16 protein-coding genes are annotated in these 20,613 nt (G+C 43.5%); 7 read left to right on the top strand and 9 right to left on the bottom strand.

Annotation, left to right across the window (positions count from 1 at the left end; all coding sequences use genetic code 11):
* Positions 1-100: 100 nt before the first annotated feature.
* The 5 genes from clpB to ACP7AE_RS08090 all read right to left on the bottom strand — a co-directional run bounded on the left by clpB (position 101) and on the right by ACP7AE_RS08090 (position 7,840).
* Positions 101-2,698: an ATP-dependent chaperone ClpB gene (clpB, locus tag ACP7AE_RS08110; RefSeq protein ID WP_426242410.1), complete on the bottom strand. Its 2,598-nt coding sequence runs from the start codon at positions 2,696-2,698 to the stop codon at positions 101-103.
* A 435-nt stretch (positions 2,699-3,133) separates the two neighbouring features.
* Positions 3,134-3,724, bottom strand: a complete 591-nt coding sequence (locus ACP7AE_RS08105) for a L,D-transpeptidase family protein (RefSeq protein ID WP_426242408.1) — start codon at positions 3,722-3,724, stop codon at positions 3,134-3,136.
* Between the two features lie 143 nt (positions 3,725-3,867).
* Positions 3,868-4,659 carry an SDR family NAD(P)-dependent oxidoreductase gene (locus ACP7AE_RS08100; protein WP_426242406.1) on the bottom strand — a complete coding sequence of 264 codons (792 nt, stop codon included), beginning with the start codon at positions 4,657-4,659 and terminating at the stop codon, positions 3,868-3,870.
* An 87-nt stretch (positions 4,660-4,746) separates the two neighbouring features.
* Positions 4,747-6,471 carry an AMP-binding protein gene (locus ACP7AE_RS08095; RefSeq protein ID WP_426242404.1) on the bottom strand — a complete coding sequence of 575 codons (1,725 nt, stop codon included), beginning with the start codon at positions 6,469-6,471 and terminating at the stop codon, positions 4,747-4,749.
* Between the two features lie 214 nt (positions 6,472-6,685).
* On the bottom strand, positions 6,686-7,840 hold the full coding sequence (locus tag ACP7AE_RS08090) for a DNA topoisomerase IB (protein ID WP_426242402.1): 1,155 nt from the start codon (positions 7,838-7,840) through the stop codon (positions 6,686-6,688).
* A gap of 181 nt (positions 7,841-8,021) precedes the next feature.
* On the opposite strand from ACP7AE_RS08090, the gene ACP7AE_RS08085 reads away from it, so the two are divergent.
* A complete protein-coding gene (locus tag ACP7AE_RS08085; RefSeq protein WP_426242400.1) occupies positions 8,022-8,474 on the top strand; it encodes a GNAT family N-acetyltransferase in 453 nt (150 codons plus the stop codon).
* Positions 8,475-8,593: 119 nt separating this feature from the next.
* On the opposite strand, the gene ACP7AE_RS08080 is transcribed toward ACP7AE_RS08085, so the two are convergent.
* The 3 genes from ACP7AE_RS08080 to ACP7AE_RS08070 form a co-directional block, all read right to left on the bottom strand.
* Positions 8,594-8,878: a pyrimidine/purine nucleoside phosphorylase gene (locus tag ACP7AE_RS08080; protein WP_426242398.1), complete on the bottom strand. Its 285-nt coding sequence runs from the start codon at positions 8,876-8,878 to the stop codon at positions 8,594-8,596.
* 61 nt (positions 8,879-8,939) lie between these two features.
* Positions 8,940-10,035, bottom strand: a protein-coding gene (prfB, locus tag ACP7AE_RS08075; protein WP_157292386.1) for a peptide chain release factor 2 whose coding sequence is annotated in 2 segments (ribosomal slippage) — positions 8,940-9,962 and positions 9,964-10,035 — 1,095 coding nt in all. Because the reading frame shifts where the segments join, the coding sequence is not laid out codon by codon here.
* A gap of 116 nt (positions 10,036-10,151) precedes the next feature.
* The gene (locus ACP7AE_RS08070) at positions 10,152-10,853 is read right to left on the bottom strand and encodes an HAD family hydrolase (protein ID WP_426242396.1); all 702 of its coding nucleotides are present in this window, start codon (positions 10,851-10,853) and stop codon (positions 10,152-10,154) included.
* A gap of 268 nt (positions 10,854-11,121) precedes the next feature.
* Between ACP7AE_RS08070 and ACP7AE_RS08065 the strand changes: the two genes are divergently transcribed.
* A complete protein-coding gene (locus ACP7AE_RS08065; protein WP_426242394.1) occupies positions 11,122-11,571 on the top strand; it encodes a hypothetical protein in 450 nt (149 codons plus the stop codon).
* Positions 11,572-11,673: 102 nt separating this feature from the next.
* Here the strand turns inward: ACP7AE_RS08065 and ACP7AE_RS08060 are convergent, their stop codons facing one another.
* A complete protein-coding gene (locus tag ACP7AE_RS08060) occupies positions 11,674-12,210 on the bottom strand; it encodes a gamma carbonic anhydrase family protein (protein ID WP_426242392.1) in 537 nt (178 codons plus the stop codon).
* A 438-nt stretch (positions 12,211-12,648) separates the two neighbouring features.
* Here ACP7AE_RS08060 and carA point away from each other — a divergent pair, with 438 nt between their 5' ends.
* The 5 genes from carA to ACP7AE_RS08035 all read left to right on the top strand — a co-directional run bounded on the left by carA (position 12,649) and on the right by ACP7AE_RS08035 (position 20,493).
* Entirely contained in the window at positions 12,649-13,881 is a 1,233-nt protein-coding gene (carA, locus tag ACP7AE_RS08055; RefSeq protein WP_426242390.1) for a glutamine-hydrolyzing carbamoyl-phosphate synthase small subunit, read from the top strand.
* A 206-nt stretch (positions 13,882-14,087) separates the two neighbouring features.
* Positions 14,088-17,351, top strand: a complete 3,264-nt coding sequence (carB, locus tag ACP7AE_RS08050) for a carbamoyl-phosphate synthase large subunit (protein WP_426242388.1) — start codon at positions 14,088-14,090, stop codon at positions 17,349-17,351.
* Positions 17,352-17,736: 385 nt separating this feature from the next.
* Positions 17,737-18,213, top strand: coding sequence for a transcription elongation factor GreA (greA, locus tag ACP7AE_RS08045; RefSeq protein ID WP_045445504.1), 477 nt, complete (start codon positions 17,737-17,739; stop codon positions 18,211-18,213).
* A gap of 511 nt (positions 18,214-18,724) precedes the next feature.
* Complete coding sequence (locus tag ACP7AE_RS08040; RefSeq protein ID WP_426242386.1) at positions 18,725-19,693, top strand: hypothetical protein; 969 nt, start codon at positions 18,725-18,727, stop codon at positions 19,691-19,693.
* Positions 19,694-19,878: 185 nt separating this feature from the next.
* Positions 19,879-20,493, top strand: coding sequence for a hypothetical protein (locus tag ACP7AE_RS08035; RefSeq protein ID WP_426242384.1), 615 nt, complete (start codon positions 19,879-19,881; stop codon positions 20,491-20,493).
* Positions 20,494-20,613: the final 120 nt, after the last annotated feature.

Below are 20,613 nucleotides of genomic sequence, written 5' to 3'. Positions count from 1 at the left end.
CGTAAATAATAATAGCGCACAAAAAAACCCCTTACCTGCCTGTAGAAAAAATAGGCAAGTAAGAGGTTAGTTTTAAACCACGGTCAGTTAGGGTTAGATATTAATTCATGCTACGTTTCTCAAACACCAACTTATCATCTGCGCCGACATCGACTTTGATGATATCTCCTGCGCCAAAATCACCAGCCAATAGCTTCAATGACAATGGGTTTTCAATTTCCTGCTGGATCGCACGTTTTAGTGGGCGTGCGCCATAGACAGGATCATAACCAATCGCAACCAGTTTATTCATCGCATCAGCTGATAGCTCGATATCCATCTCACGCTCATGCAAGCGCTGACGTAAGCGATCCAACTGAATCGCAGCAATACCTGACATCTGCGACATACCGAGCGGATGGAATACCACAATCTCATCGATACGGTTGACAAACTCTGGGCGGAAATGCTGCCCAACTGATTCCATCACCTCAGCTTTGATGTCTTCGTAACTTTCACCGACCATCTCTTGGATTTTGTACGAACCCAAGTTACTGGTCATAATGATGACCGTGTTTTTGAAGTCCACCACACGACCCTGTGAGTCCGTTAAGCGACCATCGTCCAATACTTGTAGCAAGATATTGAACACATCAGGGTGCGCTTTTTCAACTTCATCAAACAAAATCACACTATAAGGCTTACGGCGTACCGCTTCCGTTAATGCACCACCTTCTTCGTAGCCCACATAACCTGGAGGCGCACCCACCAAACGACTGACACTGTGCTTCTCCATATACTCACTCATGTCGATACGAACAATCGCATCTTCAGAGTCGAATAAGAAGTTCGCTAGTGACTTGGTCAATTCAGTCTTACCGACACCCGTTGGTCCTAAGAATAAGAACGAACCTGAAGGGCGATTCGGATCAGACAAACCAGCACGGCTACGGCGTACCGCATTGGCGACCGCTTCGACTGCTTCATCTTGACCGATGACGCGTTCATGGAGCTTTTCTTCCATCGCTATCATCTTGTCACGCTCGCCTTGCATCATTTTACTCACAGGAATACCTGTTGCTGCCGCTACGACTTCGGCAATTTCATTATCCGTGACTTTGTTACGTAGCAGTTTTACACCACTACCTTCGCCTGTCTGCTCTTTTTGTTCTGCCAAGTCAGACTCAGTAATGCGGCGCTCAAGCTGCGGAATCGTTTCATACTGCAGCTTACTCATGGTCTCGTAATCACCTTCACGACTGGCTTTGTCATAGGCGATACGCGCTTTATCCAGCTCGTCTTTTAGCTGCTGACTGCCTTTGACCAAGGCTTTTTCTGCTTGCCAAATCTCATTAAGGTCAGCGTACTCTTTTTCTAGCTCTTCAATTTGTGCATCGAGCACTTTACGCTCGGCTTGCGCACCAGCGTCTTCTTCATTTTTGAGCACTTCGCGCTGCATTTTCAACTGAATCAAGCGACTATCAAGCTTACCTAATGCTTCAGGCTTGCTGTCCATCTCCATACGTAAACGACTGGCCGCTTCATCAATCAAATCAATCGCTTTATCTGGCAGTTTGCGATCGGTAATATAACGATGGCTCATCCGCGCAGCAGCAATAATCGCGCTGTCTTGGATATCAACACCGTGATGCAGCTCATAACGCTCTTTTAGACCACGCAAAATCGCAATGGTGTCTTCGACCGTTGGCTCATCGACCAGTACTTTTTGAAAACGACGCTCAAGAGCCGCATCTTTTTCGATGTACTGGCGATACTCATCGAGAGTTGTCGCACCGACACAGTGTAGCTCACCACGCGCAAGCGCAGGCTTTAGCATATTACCGGCATCCATCGCACCATCGGCTTTACCAGCACCTACTAAAGTATGCAACTCATCGATAAATAAGATGACATTGCCTTCTTGCTTTGATAAGTCGCTGAGTACCGCTTTGAGTCGCTCTTCAAACTCACCACGGAATTTTGCACCTGCAATCAATGAGCCCAAATCTAACGACAACACTTCTTTGCGGCGTAGTCCTTCTGGTACGTCACCATTGATGATTTTTTGTGCCAAACCTTCAATGATAGCCGTTTTACCAACACCTGGCTCACCAATCAGTACTGGGTTATTTTTGGTACGACGTGACAGTACTTGAATGGTACGACGAATCTCTTCATCGCGACCAATCACAGGGTCAAGCTTACCAAGTTCCGCCTGCTCAGTTAAGTTAATGGTATATTTATTCAGCGCATCACGCTGATCTTCAGCATTTTGATTATTCACGGTATCATCACCTCGCAATTGCTCAATGACTGTTTTTAATTTACTCGCTGTTACGCCCGCACTCTCAAATATCTTTTTGGTTTCACCTTGCTCAGCGAGCGCCAACATCACCCATTCAGTGGCGATAAAATCATCGCCTTCTTTCTGCGCTTGACGGTCTGCCAAGTTCAAAATTTTGACCGAATTTGGGTTTAAATTCACATCGCCGGTTGGCTCACTAATCGTTGCTTGATTGTCGAGCGCCTTTGCCACACCATTCTTTAGCGCAGGGATAGACGCGCCTGCTTGTTGGCAGATAGATAAATTAGACTCATCCTGTAGCAATACTGCAAGCAGATGCACAGGATCAATACCTGTATGGTCACGCCCCAATGCTAGGCTCTGTGCTTCTTGAATGGCTGATTGTAGTTTCTGGGTAAATTTTTCGAACCTCATAATTGTGTCCTTTTATAATTAGTATTATCAGTCAGTGGATGCAACATAAAATACCGAACGCGCCGCATTTAAAACATAGCGCTTATCGTCAATTTTATCGTGTCTCAATCACCGTTAGTTGTTATATATATAGGGTATAACATACAAGATTTCAACCTACTTATGCAATTTGTCAATCAATATCTATGACTTATTAGTAAATACTGAAGAATAGTAAGATTTTATATAGGTAAAAACCTTACCCATAGCAATGATATTATCACAAACTATCAATAGGCACACTAAGAGAGTATTTCAAGAGGATAAATAAAAAAAACAACTAAAAGAGAGGCTTGCTCAACAATGAAAGGCAAGCAAGAGACAGCTGTAGCAGAGATTTTAATGCGCTTTCACCGCTAGAAATTTACTACACGATAGCCAGCATTAACATAACACTCACTCTACAATTTCTATCGATGTACCAACCTTAACTGCCGCCATAATCTCATCCATCTCATTATCAGTGACCGCAATGCAACCATCGGTCCAATCACGTTGTTGGTTAATCCACGCTAGATGACCGAAGCCGTTCATCTGCCCATGAATCATAATATCACCACCAGGATGGACGCCGCGTGATCGTGCCCGAGCTTTGTCCGCAGCATTGGGGTAGCTTATATGGATGGAGCGATGGGCAATAGAGTTCTCATTCTTATAATCTAAGATGTACGCCCCCACAGGTGTGCGCTCATCGCCTTGCTGCTGTTTATGACCAACCGGACTATCCCCTAGCGCAATACGATAGGACTTAATGACTTTATCACCACTCAATAGCTGCAAAATACGGTCGGATTTATCGACAAAAACTTTATCGATAACCACCGTACTAGAAATAGGCTGACCATTATTGCCTGTACTTTTTGCATCCGAGGAGGCTGTTTTGACATACCCTATCGCACTGGTGCTCATAATGGTGGTCAGTCCCAGTCCTATCACGACAAACAATCGACGCGGATTTTTGCTGAAATGTAGAGAAAAAAATGACATAGGCTTTAATAACTCCGTTTGGCGTTAAAGAGTGAAATGGCAACATACCACGCTATTAACTTACCAAAGCACCATGCCAGTTTTTGTGAAAATTTCATGGATAAAATTAGGATCTTTTGGACATAAAAACTTCGTTAATACCATTACACCATACGAATCGCGCCATCTAAGCGAATGACTTCTCCATTGAGATAGGCATTATCAATGATATGCATGACCAACTTGGCAAACTCATTGGGATTGCCCAGACGCTTAGGATAAGGTACGCCCGCCTCTAGTTGTTCGCGCGCTTTTTCAGGGATAGTCTCCATCATCGGAGTGGCAAAGACGCCAGGTGCGATAGTCATGACGCGAATACCATGACGTGCCAGCTCACGTGCTAGCGGTAAAGTCAGACCGACGACACCTGCTTTTGACGATGAATAGCTTGCTTGCCCTACTTGCCCATCAAAAGCTGCGATAGAAGCCGTATTAATAATGACGCCATTATCAGCGTTCTTCTCTACAGAGCTGTCTGCGTTATTGGCATTTGCTACACGCTTTGCAATACTGGCTGCGACCAAACGCGCGACATTAAAAGAACCGACAAGATTAATATTGACGCCGCGACTAAAAGCATCGAGATCCGCTGGGTTATTATCACGGTCCAGTAGCTTTTGCACAACGGCAATGCCCGCACAGTTAATAGACCCTTGCAAACCGCCAAATTGTTTTTCAGCCGTATCCACAGCCGCTTTCACCTCATCACTACTGGTCACATCACAGCGTGTAAAACGCGCATTGTCACCTAGCTCATCTACCAACGCTTGACCAGCTGATTCATTCAGATCTGCGATGACGACGTTACCGCCTTGCTTGACAATAGCGCGAACCACGGCCTCTCCCAAACCTGATGCACCGCCTGTGACCAAAAAGCTCTGTTGTTCAATGTGCATAATTATTCCTTTTATTAATGTTTTTACTGTTATTTTTATCAGTCATCGATTTTTATCTTAACCTGACAATATGAGTGCATTGCTTCATTAGGCCGCAGACAAACTGCGCAGCAAAAAGCGCTGAATTTTACCACTTGGGGTTTTTGGCAACTCTTTCACAAACTCAACCTCACGTGGATAAGCATGCGTTGATAGACGCTTGCGTACCAAGTCTTGAATCTCCTTGGCAATCTCGTCTGTGCCTTCGATACCGTCTTTTAGTACCACATACGACTTAATGGTATGACCACGCACTTCGTCTGGCACTCCAACTGCCGCTGACTCTGCGACTGCCTCATGCTCCAGCACGGTATTTTCAACATCGGTTGGTCCAACTCGGTAACCTGCGGTAATGATAATGTCGTCATCACGCCCTGAAAACCAATAGCTGCCATCACTGTGGCGCTCAACCACGTCGCCTGTTAAATAGTAATCATCAGCAAAAGCGTCTTTTTCGTTCCAGCTATAACCACGGAAATAAAATGCGGGCGATTGACTGACCACTACGGCAAGCTGTCCTTGTTCGCCATCAGCTAATATATTCATATCATCATCTAACACTACCAATGTGTGCCCCGGTAGCGCCATGCCCATCGAGCCAACCGGACATTCATGTGCTAATGCATGGTGCTCACAGCAAGTCATTCCAGTCTCGGTTTGCCCATACTGATCGCAGACTTTACAGTTTAAATAGCTTTCAACCCAATTGACCACTTCGGTATTTAAGGTCTCGCCTGCTGAATTGGCACAGCGCAGTGATAGTTTAGCCTCATTGTCATTATTATTGTCATGGTAAGATTTTTCAAACACGCCACTCGATTTCATCATCCGAAACGCTGTCGGTGAGGACGCCAAATTACTAATCTTATGACGTACCATAAAATCACGAGTATTTTGTGCATCAAAGCCAGCTTCATTAAAATACGTTGTTACCCCTAATAACAAAGGTCCTGTAATCGCATAATAAAGACCGTATGCCCAGCCTGGATCAGCCATGTTCCAGTAATTATCATCCGCTCGCAAGTCAATCGCATAGCGCATGTAGAGATAAAACGCTGAGAGCGCACTTAGCGGCACACTAACGCCTTTTGATTTGCCAACCGTACCCGAGGTAAACATTTGCAGAAAGGGTGCATCGGTATCTAATGAAACCGCGTCTACCGTTTGCGACTGCGTTGCGACCTTTTCAGCGTAGCTATCATCACCCCAGCTTTGCGCATCTACTTTGCTGCCAACCAGCACCATTTTGGTTTGCTTCGCTAAGTCGTCAAACTTGCCACGATTTTCTTGATTGGTAAAAACCACTTTGGTATTGGCTTTGTCCATCCGATACTTAATCGAATCATAGCCAAAGGCGGTAAATAACGGCTGATAAACCGCGCCGATCCGCCAAGTCGCGAGTACAATGGTGAGCAGCTCAGGAGTGCGAGGTAACATGGTCGCTACTTGGTCACCAACTTGTACGCCATAAGACAACAATAAATTGGCGACTTGTGCGCTTGCCTTATCAAGCTCAGCAAAGCTCATGCGCGTTACATTGCCCGACGTATCTTCATGCACCAGTGCAATATTATCACCGCGACCATCACGCACATGACGACCGCAACACGCCATATAAGCATTCAAGCGATCGTCTAAATGCTCGCCAAATATTTCTGTCAATAGCGCGTTCATATCAAAATTATGATAGTAATCGCTGTAGCTCATTGGCAGGTGTGCAGTATGATTTGAAGTGGTATTTACAACTGATGGGTCTGAAGAAGAGGTGTTCATAAGCTAATCCTTTAGCAATAGCAGGTAACGGACGAAATAAGAGAATTGTCAGCAGAAAAACAGGCATATCCTAGCAACTGTTTTTTCTGCTTGTTCGCACATATCAATGTGCATAGACTCTATTAGTAACGCATTTTAATATTTATTTCAATACATAACGTATCATTTTTATAATTCAATCACAAACTCTTGATGGAACTTCATTTCAAAGCACTCAGCAGCCACTTAAAAATCCCAGCAGCGCCTTTTCTTCATAACTTTGATGCTGTTTAGTACGACCACGGCGCGCTTGTTTATAAGGTTCAAAGAACTGCCCCGCCAAAAAGTGCTCTATAATAATGGGATTAATATAAGAAGATCGGCAGACAGCAGACGTATTGCCCAGCTCATCAGCGACACTTTTTACCATATCAGTCACCAGTTGCTGACGCTCTTTACTATCAGGTTCACTGGCTAATATTGCTTTGCCCTGAGCGCTCTGTAGCTCATCATGCAGGTAACTGGCGGCAAGGACACTGGCCATCCAAGTACGAAAGTCCTTTGCGCTATATAAGTTACCGCTATGCATCTCACTGTCACGACTATGACTATGACTATGACTATGACTATGACCGCTAGTATACATGCGTAGATAGTCATTGATATCGCTACTGTCGACGACTTGCTTGTGACCATCGTCATCTAAATATTTAAAAATCTGATAACCAGGTAGCTCAGAACAGGCTTGTACAATGTCAATCAAGCGCTCATCTTGCAACTCTATATGATGCTCTTTGGCACTCTTACCGACGAAATCAAACGCCAGTCCGTTATCAGTTTCGCTCACGTGCTTACTGCGTAGAGTACTCAAACCATAGCTTTTATTGAGCTTGGCATAGCGGCTGTTACCGATACGAATCAAGGTCGTTTCTAATAGTTTGACCACTGCTGATAAGACATTTTCACGGGATAATGATTTAGCTTTCAAGTCTTTTTCGACTTGCTCACGCAGATTCGGCAATGCTCTAGCGAAGCCTATCATGGCATCGAATTTGGCTTGGTCACGTACGCGATCCCACTCAGGGTGATACAGATACTGCTTTCGTGCTTTGTCATCGCGCCCCGTCGATTGCAAGTGCCCTTTATCATCTTGGCATATCCAAACCTCTGACCACATCGGTGGTATCACTAGCGCATTAAAACGCTGTCGCAAGGCTTTGTCTTTGACCGTTTTGCCTGTGGCATCTTTATAAGTAAATCCGCGCCCCCAACGCCTACGCGTAAACCCAAGCTCATCATCACTGACATAGCGCAGATTAGCAAGGCGAGCTAGTTTTTCATAATCATGGCGTATGTCTTGCGTGGTTGTTTGGTCATTTAGCGTCGCCATAATAGATACTCGATTGATAAAATAGTCGTTTTAGCATAATGAATTGCGATGGTTTTTGCTGTTTATTTGCCACGAGCAAAGTGTAATCGATGTGTAAAAAAACATGCTTAAAAGGGTTCTAAATAATGAGATTATGAGCCATAATTTGACAACAATAACAATTTAATTTGAATAAAACACAATGAAAAATACCTCTATAAAGATAGCAGCATTATCTAAAGCCGATTACGAATTTTGGTTACCTTTGTGGCAAAACTATCTAAAATTTTATGAGACCAGTTTGCCATCAAGTACCAACCAAAACACGTGGCACAGTTTGCTCGATAGTAACGTGCCGATTTATGGTTTTGGTGCTTGGCAGGACGACAAGTTAGTAGGTATTACCCATGTGGTGCTACATCCAACGACATGGAGCAGCATGGCATGTTGTTATTTACAAGATCTTTATGTCGATGAGTCTGTACGTGGACAAAGTATTGGACGAATTTTAATTGAAGGCGTATATAATTTTGCCGATGAGAAATGCTGTAATCACGTTTATTGGAAAACTCAAGAAAGTAATACCGACGCACGCCGATTGTATGACAATGTCGCAAGCTTAACAGACATGGTGCAGTATCGTAAAAACCTATAATGGTCGTTCAATGCTTTATGACTCAAATTTATCTCAAAATGCAATCATAAAAAAACACCAAGTGTTTAACACTTGGCGTTTTTTTATCAATACGGCTTTAGATTAAAGCAGCTTAGACATTATTTACCGTAAACGCATAGATATGCTGTTTCTACTGCCACTTTTACTTGAAACTTCTGATTGGCTTCAACCGTAAATTGGTCACCCGCATTAAAGGTTTGCCATTCATCACTCTCTGGTAGCTTGACCGTCAATGCACCACTGACCACGCTCATGGTTTCAAATTCGCTGGTGCCAAATTCGTACTCGCCAATTTCCATCACCCCAACTGTTGCAGGCTTAGTTGCCGTTTGAAAGGCAATAGAAGTGACTTTATCATCAAAATAACTGTTAACGCTTGGCATAATTTTCCTTAATTAAGTGTTGGTTGATATTTTAAGTTTCTTTAGAGTAGTCTTTTTAGCCTTACAATCCCGCTTTTAAGCTCGCTTCGATAAACTGATCGAGATCACCATCGAGTACCGCACCAGTGTTAAAGGTTTCAACGCCAGTACGCAAGTCTTTGATACGTGAATCATCGAGTACATAAGAGCGAATTTGACTGCCCCAACCGACGTCTGACTTGCCATCCTCGACCGCTTGCTGAGATTCCATCCGTTTTTGCATTTCAAGCTCATAAAGCTTAGCGCGTAACAACTTCATCGCCGTCGCTTTGTTCCCATGCTGGCTACGCTCATTCTGACAAGTGACCACCACGCCACTTGGCTCGTGGGTGATACGTACCGCAGAATCAGTCGTGTTCACATGCTGACCACCTGCGCCAGATGAACGATAAGTATCAATACGCAAATCTGCTGGATTGATGTCAATCTCGATATTATCATCAATTTCAGGCGATACAAAAACGGCAGCAAATGAGGTATGACGACCGTTATTGCTATCAAATGGCGATTTACGGACTAAGCGATGCACGCCGATTTCGGTACGTAACCAACCAAAAGCGTAATCCCCTTTAATCTCAATCGTTGCTGATTTAATACCAGCCACGCTACCAGAAGATACCTCAATGACCTCAACTTTAAAGCCATGCGATTCCGCCCAGCGTGTATACATACGCAACAGCATCTCCGCCCAATCTTGCGCCTCGGTGCCGCCACTACCCGACTGGATATCTAAGTAGCAGTTATTAGGATCCATCTCACCGCTAAACATGCGACGGAACTCTAAATCCGCAACGCGTTTCTCCGCATTGTCGAGCTCTGCTTGCACATCCGCCAGCAAGGATTCATCCTCTGCTTCTACCGCCAGCTCCAGCATGGCAGACGCATCTTCTAATGTGCTTTCAAGCGACACCACAACATCGATGACGCCGTCAAGCTGGCTTTTTTCTTTATTAATCTTAGTCGCACGCTCTGGATCATTCCATAGCTCGGGGTTTTCTAACTCTAAATTGACTTCTTCTAAGCGTTCTTGCTTACCATCGAAGTCAAAGATACCTCCGCAAGTCCTGCCCACGCTCTGATAAATCTTTGATTCGTTCTTGATACGGATTGATTTCCATAAAGTTTCCTGTCTTTTTAAATAAATATCACGCTGATATGGCGCTATTTTAAATGAGATTGACAATAAATAGTTGGCTAATTATGACTGGCTTTATATTAAATAACGTTAAATAGCCTAAATCGACCAATCCTCAACCGCCCAGCGATGCGACAACGCATGAGCATGTAGCGCATCGTCGGGTGACACACAAATAGCCACATCCGCCCACTCAAGCAATGGAATGTCATTTTTGGAATCTGAATAGGCATAAGTTTTATCAAAAGTCGTGCCTGCTGATTGCTGCTTCTCTAGCCATTTATTCAGATGGTAAATCTTACCCTCTTTAAAGTTTGGTTTATCAGTAAGTTTGCCCGTATAGCGCTCATTTTTTATCTCAAGCGGTGTCGATAGCACATTGGCACCTTCGATACCAAAACGCTTGGCAATGGCGGATACCACAAAATCATTGGTTGCAGAAATAATCACCACCTCATGACCTTTTTCAACATGCTGACAGAGCACTTCCATCGCTTTTGGGCGTATGTGCGGCTCAATTTCACTTTTAATATAGTCTTCTCGTAGCTCATGCAATCTATCCATCGGCAAGCTACTTAAAAACTGTGCCACAAATTCATTATATTCCGTCGCATCAAGCGTACCTTCGATATAGTCTTGGTAAAACTTTTGATTGGCCGTGCGATATTGCGCTTCATCGACGAGGTCGTGTTTGACGATATACTCGCCCCATAAATAGTCGCTATCGACGTCGAGCAAAGTATGATCTAAATCAAAAAGTGCCAGCTCTTTTGGAAAAGATTGTGCTTGTGTTTCCTGCATAATGAGACCTTATTATTGTTTGTTAAAGGACAGAAATACAACTGGTTTTTAATAACTTCCGCTTTGGAAATAGATAATGATATGAAAAAATTTCTCAATAATTTTTCTTGAATACTACTGTTTACCAAACAAAATTATGGTAACTTTATTTATATAACTTGTGGTTAGGGCGTATCCTCACTCTGCACGAAAGCACCTAAATGGGCTAAAAATGGTAATACGCCATAGTATCTGTTTTGCTTACTTCATCATAAAAATAGAGAATCGCATGGAAGCGCCTGATGTCAAAACTGTTTTGCCAAGTAAAACGCGTCGCCCTGCCCGTTCAATCAAAGAAATCAGACAACGTCAGTTGGGTAAAGGCTATCAATCACCCTTCGACCGTATACTGTATGCGCTCTTAAATGGTGTGATGTACGGCGTTGGCGGTTTACTGATCGATCTTGCTATCGTGGTTATTCGCTCAATAGCTGGTATAGGTAATGGCGACATTTTTTGGTTATTCACCCCATTTATGTTGGTCGTGGGCGCAATCATGGGTTTTATCGTTGGTAAAAATGCTGGCGCTGAGAGCGTCAATGCGCTCAACATCAACGAAACAGCCAATCATAACGCTTACCTTAATGGCTACTCTATACGCCACGATATTTTTCGCGGACTGATTATTGGCATCATCATTTTTGCCATTATTTGGCTGGTCATGATGCTCATGGCATAAATTGATAACATAAAGAGCCTCTATGTAAGAAACGTTTGCATGATGTATATAAAAACAATAGATCAATATCAGACAGTTCACTGATTCTTTATAAATTTCTGCTTAATCAGGCATAGCTACTTCTGTTAAGCCCGTTTTAAATTTTTGACAACGCCCCGCATAATGCATCGCTGATAATTTCAACATCGCTGCTTGCTCATCCGTTAAGGTTTTGACCACCTTCGCAGGCGCACCCATGACGAGTGAGTTGTCTGGAATCTCTTTGCCTTCAGTGACCAACGCCTTAGCACCAATGATACAGTTTTTACCAATTTTGGCATTATTCAATACCACTGCACCGATACCAATTAAGCTATTGTCACCGACTTCGCAGCCGTGCAGCATCGCTAAATGACCAATGGTGACATAATCACCTATTTTGACCTCAATGCCTGCATCAGTATGAATGACGCTGTTTTCTTGCACATTACTATAATCGCCGATATGAATGCGTTCATTGTCACCGCGAATCACTGCCCCAAACCACACGTTAGCTTGATGACCCAAATAGACATCACCTATCACTCGTGCTGAGTCTGCGACCCAACCATCAAAAGGTACCGCGAATTTGGGCACCTTGTCTAAATATTGATAAATCATAACGGCTCCTTGTTATATATAGTAATGAAATAGGTCAATCATGAAAATTAGTCATGAAAGCGAATCATGAAAACCAGATATTTCGATTTGCTGTCCATTGTGGCAAAGCCAAAAGGGAAAATCCAGCGCTATTAACGGCTAATAATTAAAGGCATACTTTTCAATCTAAAAATCGGCTGGCTATCTGCGGGCATATTGTATATAATGCGCAAAATCTGTGCCTAAGCGAGCGGACATGATGCAAGTTACCTATTCACTATCTAGTGGGTTTTGTAGTTTCCATCAATAATGTCTTCTCGCTTTTTTGTGGAAAAATTTTGGGTTTAGGTGTTTTTTAGTATCCATTAATAGCAATTTTTTCGATACAAAAAGCCGCGTTCAATCCAAAATTTCATCATAAAAAATTATGGCACTCACTAATAACAGCGGAGGCAAACCTTGAATTCATCGGCAGAAATACAAGCAATTTTGGCATTAGCAGACGGTACGATTTTTCGCGGTGTGAGTATCGGCAGTCTCGGTCATCGTGTCGGTGAGGTGGTGTTTAATACAGCCATGACAGGGTACCAAGAAATCCTAACCGACCCAAGTTATGCGCGCCAGCTAGTGACCCTCACCTATCCGCACATTGGCAATACCGGTACCAATAGCGAGGACACTGAGTCTGGCAATGGTCATCAGGTATGGGCAGACGGTCTTATCATCCGTGATGCCACCATGGTTACTTCTAACTTCCGTAACTCAGAATCATTAAGCGACTATTTATCACGTAACGATACTGTCGCTATCGCTGAAATTGATACGCGCCAATTGACCCGCCTATTACGTGATAAAGGCGCACAGAACGGCTGTATTATGACCGCATCTAACGGCGAGACAATCAGCGCTGCTGACGAGCAACAAGCCATCAAATTGGCACAAGAGTTTGCTGGTATCGAAGGCATGGACTTGGCAAAAGAATGCTGTACTAAAGAGACGTTCGAATGGACAGCAGGTACGTGGGATTTATCAGATACCCTACTTAACCGTGATGCCATTGGCAGTCATGATAGCGGTACAGGCGGGTTTTTCAAGCAACTAGGTACGCATATCGAAGCAAAATACAATGTCGTCGCTTATGACTTCGGTAGCAAAACCAATATCTTGCGTATGCTGGTTGACCGCGGCTGTCATGTAACCGTCGTTCCTGCACAAACGCCTATCGCAGATGTGCTGGCGATGAACCCAGATGGTATCTTTTTATCAAACGGTCCTGGCGACCCTGCAGCCTGCGACTATGCTATCGATGCCGTACGTCATATCATTGAAAAAACTGATGTGCCAACCTTTGGTATCTGTTTAGGTCATCAGTTGATTGGTCTAGCTAGCGGTGCAAACACCATTAAAATGAAAACCGGTCATCACGGTGCCAACCATCCAGTTCAAGATTTAGCGACTGGCACAGTTATGATTACCAGTCAAAATCATGGCTTTGCGGTTGATGAAGACACGCTGCCTGCTAATGTTAAATCGACCCATCGCTCACTATTTGACGGTACCAACCAAGGTATCGAGCTAACTAATAAGCCGGTCTTTAGCTTCCAAGGTCACCCAGAAGCCAGCCCAGGTCCGCATGACTGCGCGCCACTGTTTGATAAGTTTGCTGAGATGATGGCAGCGGCTAAAGCTTAAGCAGTTAATCAGCTTTTAGGTATCAGTCATTAGCAAACAGTAAGTATTCGTTATACAGCTTAGATCACGCATGATGGTTTAAGCTGCGCCACGCAAAATATCGTTTTATTAAAGTGTTGTTTTATTAAAATATAGCACTGTTCAAATACGAGTTTAGCCGAATATAAATCAATTAAAATATCATACTAACGAAGGTAGCCCTAACTATGCCAAAACGTATCGACATAAAAAGCATTCTTATCATAGGCGCAGGTCCTATCGTCATCGGTCAAGCATGTGAGTTTGATTATTCGGGTGCACAGGCCTGTAAAGCACTAAAAGAAGAAGGCTATCGCGTCATCTTGGTCAACTCAAACCCTGCGACCATCATGACTGACCCTACCATGGCGGACGCGACTTATATTGAGCCAATTACTTGGCAGACCGTTGAGCAAATCATTGCTAAAGAACGCCCTGATGCGATCTTGCCAACCATGGGTGGTCAGACGGCGCTAAACTGTGCCTTAGAATTAGACAAGCATGGCGTCTTGACCAAGTATAACTGCGAATTGATTGGCGCGACCAAAGACTCTATCGAGATGGCGGAAGATCGCAACTTGTTCGATAAAGCAATGAAGCGTATCGGTCTTGAATGTCCACGCGCTGAAACCGCTGAGACGATGGAAGAAGCTTTTGCAACCCAAGAAAAAATGGGCTATCCCTGTATCATTCGTCCATCATTTACCATGGGCGGCTCAGGCGGCGGTATCGCGTATAACCGTGATGAATTTATCGAGATTTGTGAGCGTGGCTTTGATTTATCACCAAACCATCAGCTCCTTATCGATGAATCATTAATCGGTTGGAAAGAGTATGAGATGGAAGTGGTTCGTGACAAAAACGACAACTGCATCATCATCTGCGCGATTGAAAACTTTGACCCAATGGGCGTGCACACCGGCGACTCAATCACCGTTGCGCCAGCACAGACTTTGACCGACAAAGAATACCAAATCATGCGTAATGCTTCATTAGCAGTACTGCGTGAAATCGGCGTTGAAACAGGCGGCTCAAACGTTCAGTTCGGTATTAACCCTGATACTGGTCGTATGGTCGTCATCGAGATGAATCCACGTGTGTCACGCTCATCAGCATTGGCGTCAAAAGCCACTGGTTTCCCGATTGCTAAAATCGCGGCGAAATTAGCCATTGGTTACACGCTAGATGAATTGCAAAATGACATTACAGGTGGCAAAACGCCAGCCAGCTTTGAGCCTGCGCTTGATTATGTGGTCACAAAAATCCCACGTTTTAACTTTGAAAAATTCCCACAAGCAGATAGTGTTTTATCAACCCAAATGAAATCGGTTGGTGAAGTCATGGCGATTGGTCGTAACTTTCAAGAGTCGATGCAAAAAGCATTACGTGGTATGGAAACTGGCAATGATGGTTTTGATGAGCAAATTGACTTATCGAAAGTTAGCATTGAAAAGGCACGTAGCGAAATCACCAATCGCTTAACCATTCCAACGCCTGAACGCATTTATTATATTGCCGATGCTTTCCGTATCGGTATGAGCGTCGATGAAGTATTCAACTTAACCAAAATCGATCCATGGTTCTTGGTACAAATCGAAGATATCGTGAAAACTGAAGCTCAAGTCAAAGCGTTAGGTTTTGGTGGTTTAACTGAGAAGAACTTACGCAGCTTTAAACGTAAAGGTTTATCAGATTTGCGTTTAGCAAAACTCCTTGGTGTCTCACAAAAGCAGCTACGTAAAAAGCGTTGGGACTTAAACGTTTATCCCGTGTATAAGCGCGTCGATACCTGTGCCGCAGAATTTGCTACCAGTACCGCTTATATGTACTCAACGTACGATAGCGAATGTGAAGCCAATCCAACGAATAACAAGAAAATCATGGTTATCGGTGGCGGTCCTAACCGTATCGGTCAAGGTATCGAGTTTGACTATTGCTGCGTTCATGCAGCACTTGCGATGCGCGAAGACGGCTACGAGACCATCATGGTCAACTGTAACCCTGAAACGGTTTCGACCGATTATGACACCTCTGACCGTTTATATTTTGAGCCAATCACGTTAGAGGACGTGTTAGAAATCGTCCGTATCGAAAATCCTGATGGTGTGATTGTACAGTTTGGTGGTCAAACACCATTGAAACTTGCTCGCGCTCTTGAAGCTGCTGGCGTAAAAATCATTGGTACTAGCCCAGATGCGATTGACCGCGCAGAAGACCGCGAACGCTTCCAGCATATGATTCAGCAATTGAACCTTATCCAACCAACCAATGCTTTAGCGACGAGCTTAGAAGATGGTTTGGTCAAGGCAAAAGACGTTGGCTATCCGTTGGTAGTACGCCCATCATATGTACTTGGTGGTCGCGCGATGGAAATTGTCTATAACGAAGACGAGTTAAGACACTATTTGCGTACGGCGGTTCAAGCATCGAACGAAGCGCCCGTCCTACTAGATCGCTTCTTAGACGATGCGATCGAAGTCGATGTCGACTGCGTTAGCGATGGTACTGACGTCGTGATTGGCGGTATCATGCAGCATATCGAACAAGCTGGCGTGCACTCTGGTGACTCCGCGTGTTCATTGCCACCTTACTCATTGTCTGATGAGCTGTGCGATGTGATGCGCGCGCAAACGGTCGCCATGGCAAAAGAGCTTGGTGTTGTAGGTTTAATGAACGTACAGTTTGCCGTAAAAGGTGAAACGATTTATATCTTAGAAGTGAACCCTCGCGCTGCCCGTACCGTGCCGTTTGTCTCTAAATGTATTGGTACTTCTTTAGCGCAAATCGCGGCGCGCTGTATGGCTGGCACCTCATTAAAAGACCAAGGCTTTACCACTGAAATCGTTCCGGCATTTTTTGCGGTCAAAGAAGCGGTATTCCCGTTTGCGAAGTTCCCTGGCGTTGATCCAATCTTGAGCCCTGAGATGAAATCAACCGGTGAAGTGATGGGCGTCGGTAAAACCTTTGGCGAAGCATTTTATAAAGCCATTATCGGTAGTAATGAGCGTCTGCCAGGTCTACCGACCGAAGGCGAAACCAAAACTGTCTTTATCTCAGTACGTGATAGTGACAAAGCACAAATCGCCCCTATCGCTCGCCAGCTTGTTGACTTTGGTTTTAACATTGTATCAACCACTGGTACGCAAAAAATATTGAGCGACGCCGGTATTGAGTGCAAGCAAATCAATAAAGTTACCGAAGGTCGCCCGCACATCGTCGATGCCTTGAAAAATGGTAAAATCGACCTTATTATCAATACCACTGAAGGCAAACAAGCACAAGAGGATTCATTCTCTATCCGCCGTAGCGCCCTGCAAGGTAAAGTGTTTTATGTGACGACTTTAGGGGCGGCAGACGCGGTTTGTAAATCTTATGCCATTGACCTACCGTTTGAGGTCTATAAGCTACAAGATTTGCACGAACAAGCAAAGACTATTGCTTGGCTCTATTGACTTAGCAGCATAATTTCAGTAGATTAAGCATAACGGCAACGCTCGTTTAACAGCGGATGCAAAACTTGTTATCGATTTTTATATAACAGTAGTGCTTTAAAAAACGTACGGCTTAAAAAAGCAGTACTTCAAAAAAATAAAGTTTTAAAAAGATAGACCTAAAAAGCATAGTGGCTAAACTGCGACTATGCTTTTTATTACGTAAGGTTAAAGTGCCTTGTTTGTCAGTGTATCCATGCTCACAGATAAGCGCGTGTTTAGTTGTTACGCAGTCTAAACCTCATTCTTTTTATATCTTCACATATTCATTGCAATAACACTGACACCATCTCACTATTCACTAAGAGTAGGAGATGGTGTGGTGTTATTGGTTTAAGGAAAAAACATGCAACGTTATCCCATGACTCCGCAAGGACATGCGGCTCTAGAAGCCGAATTAAAACAGTTAAAAAGTATCGACCGTCCACGCATCACTGCTTCTATCGCTGAAGCTCGTGAACATGGCGATTTAAAAGAAAATGCTGAATATCATGCAGCTCGCGAACAGCAAGGTTTTTGTGAAGCGCGTATCCGTGATATCGAAGCCAAACTTGGCGGCGCGCAAGTGATTGATCCTGCAACATTACCAAAAGATGGTCGTGTGATATTCGGCGTGAGCGTCGTTATCGAAAACATGGACACCGGAGAAGAAAAACAATACAAAATCGTTGGTGATGACGAAGCAGACTTTAAAGCGGGTAAAATCTCAGTCAATTCACCGATCGCACGTGGTTTGATTGGTAAGTCTGAAGGCGATGAAGCGCGTATTGAAACGCCAAAAGGCGTGGTCGAATACGAAATCATGAAAGTGATTTACGATTAATTTTCCCGATTTGAGAAATATCTGAATAGAAAGCCTTTGATAGCAATTCTTTGATAAATAAAAAGCTTTTGATGACAGCAGTATTTTAACGTGAATCAGCTGGCAATTCGCCTAGCAAATGAGCGTAGAAAGCAGTACACAACCTCATTATGAATAGAGCAGAACTTACACAACGCTGCTTTTTTAGTCTGTTTGTTTTAGCGCATAATTGCTCGAGTATAGATGCTGAGCCTTGTGCCTATTACAACTGTCTTATTCTAAGCATTAGACATAAGTGCTTAGCAACTGACTAAAATAATGATGGAGAGATAGCGAACGTTGGCTATCATTAGTATCTTTACCCTCGTTATTTGACATGGTTTACATGCTCATTTGACGGGGTTTTTCTTTTCTAGGTGTTGTTTTCTAGGTGTTGTTTTCTAGGTGTTGTTTTCTAAGCGTTATTTTTTACGCTTTGCTTTCTGCTACTACATTAGCGGCTTTATTTACTGTTATTTTAAAGGAATCTATTATGACCATACACATCGATATGCCAGCGTTACTGACTATAAATAAGAAGGCGTTTACCCAGCACAGCCTCGTCAAAAAAAGTGTGATAAGCACTGCTATTCCAACAATCTTAGCAGGCGCTTTATTGACGGTATCTACCGCACATGCTGCGCCTGAGATCGCCATCACTTCGTCTGCTGGTAGTAGCACTACCGTCGTTGAGCAGTATTCTGACGGTAAAACCGCGACCATTACAGCGACACCACACGGCATCACTATGCAAGACGGCATGCCTTATGCGGTGACTCAAGTAACTAACGTTCCTCGCTATACGGTTCGCCAAGTAGCCAGTAATGGTGCGAGCAGTACGGTCGTCACCCAAGGCAGCACCACGGTTACGAGCGTACCTGTGACTAACCAGATGACCAATCAAACAAGCAACGTTGATGTCATAGCCGTGCCGACGACTAGCGTGACACAAGTATTGCCTGTGACGACGGCTACCCAATTGCCAGTCATCAATACGCCAACGACAACCATAGTGACGAACCAACCTGCAACGACGCAAATAGTATCTACGTCTTTAGATGCTCTGCAACTGACCCCGACCTTTAGTACGCCTGATGTGGTGAATGCACAAACCAAAGTGATGAAAATATTAAAAAACAAAGATGGTCGCGAAGTGGCTGTACCTGCGAACCATATCGCACCTGGCGACATCATCGAATACCACACCACTTATACCAATACCACGGCACAACCCGTCACTGACATCAATGCCATGGTGTCACTACCAAATGGCGTGCAATTGGTATCATTGAATAGCCCACTACCCACGCTTGCGACAACAGGTGGCGACAGTTATCAGACTATCCAACAAGTTGGCAACACTGTAGTCATCACAGAAAATTACTCTGGACTCAAATGGAACTTGGTAGATCTTCCTGCTAACGCACCGCAAACGGTTGTTATACGTGCGAAGGTTCAGTAAAAATTAAATTTGAAAGTTTAGATTTGAAAAGTATTGTTATTTAATTAATCTTAAAATTAATAAAAGGTCTTGCCGGCTAATTTCCTAGTCAGCAAGACCTTTTTTATGCCTGTACTTTATTTCTTAACAACCAACCTTTTGCTATAGTGCTATTAACTTAAAACAAATATCTGGTCATTATTCGCATGTATAAATTTACTGCTCTCTATTCATTGATTTTTATCATTTATAGCTGTATTTTGAGTTCTATATCTTGGGCTGAAGCTGCCGAACCAAAATTTGATGCTAGCTTTTATATGTCGAAAATTTGTACTGTATATATGAGTAAAGACGGTCATGAATATTGCGATGATGGTTATATCCTTAAAAGCGAAACCTTAAATAATGGCGAAGTAATAGAAACCGTGCTTATGGATGACATGGGTGGCTACGGCTGGAACCATACTTCGCTCAAAAGAATCGATAAAGATACTTATCATGTCTATATCGGCTGTGGTAGTCCGTGCGGCACTAATATACTATTTGGTCGTGGGGATAAAAAACAAAATTTTGACCTATACTTTGACTTTGATACAAAAAGTCAGTGTAGTGTTGAGTATAACAATGACCAAAAACTCTGGGTTGCCCGTCATTTTTTCTCCGATAAGGAGGTAGCCTTATCTTCAACTCATGGCAATAGTGAATCTGCGATTTATCCCAAGTACGATGCTGAGTTCGATAAAAAAGGACGTCTGATTATCAAAAACCACTTCTCAGAGGAAGTGGTTCAAACATTACCTAATCCCTGCTCCTTTAATTAAAAATCTCATAAATAGCACGACAACAGTTGTCGTATAAAATTACTATTTCACTCATAAATACAATGACTTAAGGCTAAATTTGTTAAAATAGTTATTCATTAATGTATTGGTCAGTACCGC

The sequence above is a fragment of the Psychrobacter sp. TWP2-1-2 genome, from assembly GCF_049896785.1.
Lineage (GTDB): Bacteria > Pseudomonadota > Gammaproteobacteria > Pseudomonadales > Moraxellaceae > Psychrobacter.
The sequence above is the reverse complement of the archived record's forward strand: the minus strand, read 5'-3'. Positions and strand labels throughout refer to the sequence as shown.

What these genes read in the sequence shown, in the direction of transcription:
- ACP7AE_RS08040 (WP_426242386.1), top strand. Translation starts at nt 18,725, where the DNA reads ATGACCATACACATCGATATGCCAGCGTTACTGACTATAAATAAGAAG.
- ACP7AE_RS08090 (WP_426242402.1), bottom strand. Translation starts at nt 7,840, where the DNA reads ATGGCGACGCTAAATGACCAAACAACCACGCAAGACATACGCCATGAT.
- ACP7AE_RS08080 (WP_426242398.1), bottom strand. Translation starts at nt 8,878, where the DNA reads ATGCCAAGCGTTAACAGTTATTTTGATGATAAAGTCACTTCTATTGCC.
- ACP7AE_RS08035 (WP_426242384.1), top strand. Translation starts at nt 19,879, where the DNA reads ATGTATAAATTTACTGCTCTCTATTCATTGATTTTTATCATTTATAGC.
- ACP7AE_RS08065 (WP_426242394.1), top strand. Translation starts at nt 11,122, where the DNA reads ATGGAAGCGCCTGATGTCAAAACTGTTTTGCCAAGTAAAACGCGTCGC.
- ACP7AE_RS08095 (WP_426242404.1), bottom strand. Translation starts at nt 6,471, where the DNA reads ATGAACACCTCTTCTTCAGACCCATCAGTTGTAAATACCACTTCAAAT.
- clpB (WP_426242410.1), bottom strand. Translation starts at nt 2,698, where the DNA reads ATGAGGTTCGAAAAATTTACCCAGAAACTACAATCAGCCATTCAAGAA.
- ACP7AE_RS08060 (WP_426242392.1), bottom strand. Translation starts at nt 12,210, where the DNA reads ATGATTTATCAATATTTAGACAAGGTGCCCAAATTCGCGGTACCTTTT.
- ACP7AE_RS08085 (WP_426242400.1), top strand. Translation starts at nt 8,022, where the DNA reads ATGAAAAATACCTCTATAAAGATAGCAGCATTATCTAAAGCCGATTAC.
- ACP7AE_RS08105 (WP_426242408.1), bottom strand. Translation starts at nt 3,724, where the DNA reads ATGTCATTTTTTTCTCTACATTTCAGCAAAAATCCGCGTCGATTGTTT.
- carB (WP_426242388.1), top strand. Translation starts at nt 14,088, where the DNA reads ATGCCAAAACGTATCGACATAAAAAGCATTCTTATCATAGGCGCAGGT.
- ACP7AE_RS08070 (WP_426242396.1), bottom strand. Translation starts at nt 10,853, where the DNA reads ATGCAGGAAACACAAGCACAATCTTTTCCAAAAGAGCTGGCACTTTTT.
- ACP7AE_RS08100 (WP_426242406.1), bottom strand. Translation starts at nt 4,659, where the DNA reads ATGCACATTGAACAACAGAGCTTTTTGGTCACAGGCGGTGCATCAGGT.
- greA (WP_045445504.1), top strand. Translation starts at nt 17,737, where the DNA reads ATGCAACGTTATCCCATGACTCCGCAAGGACATGCGGCTCTAGAAGCC.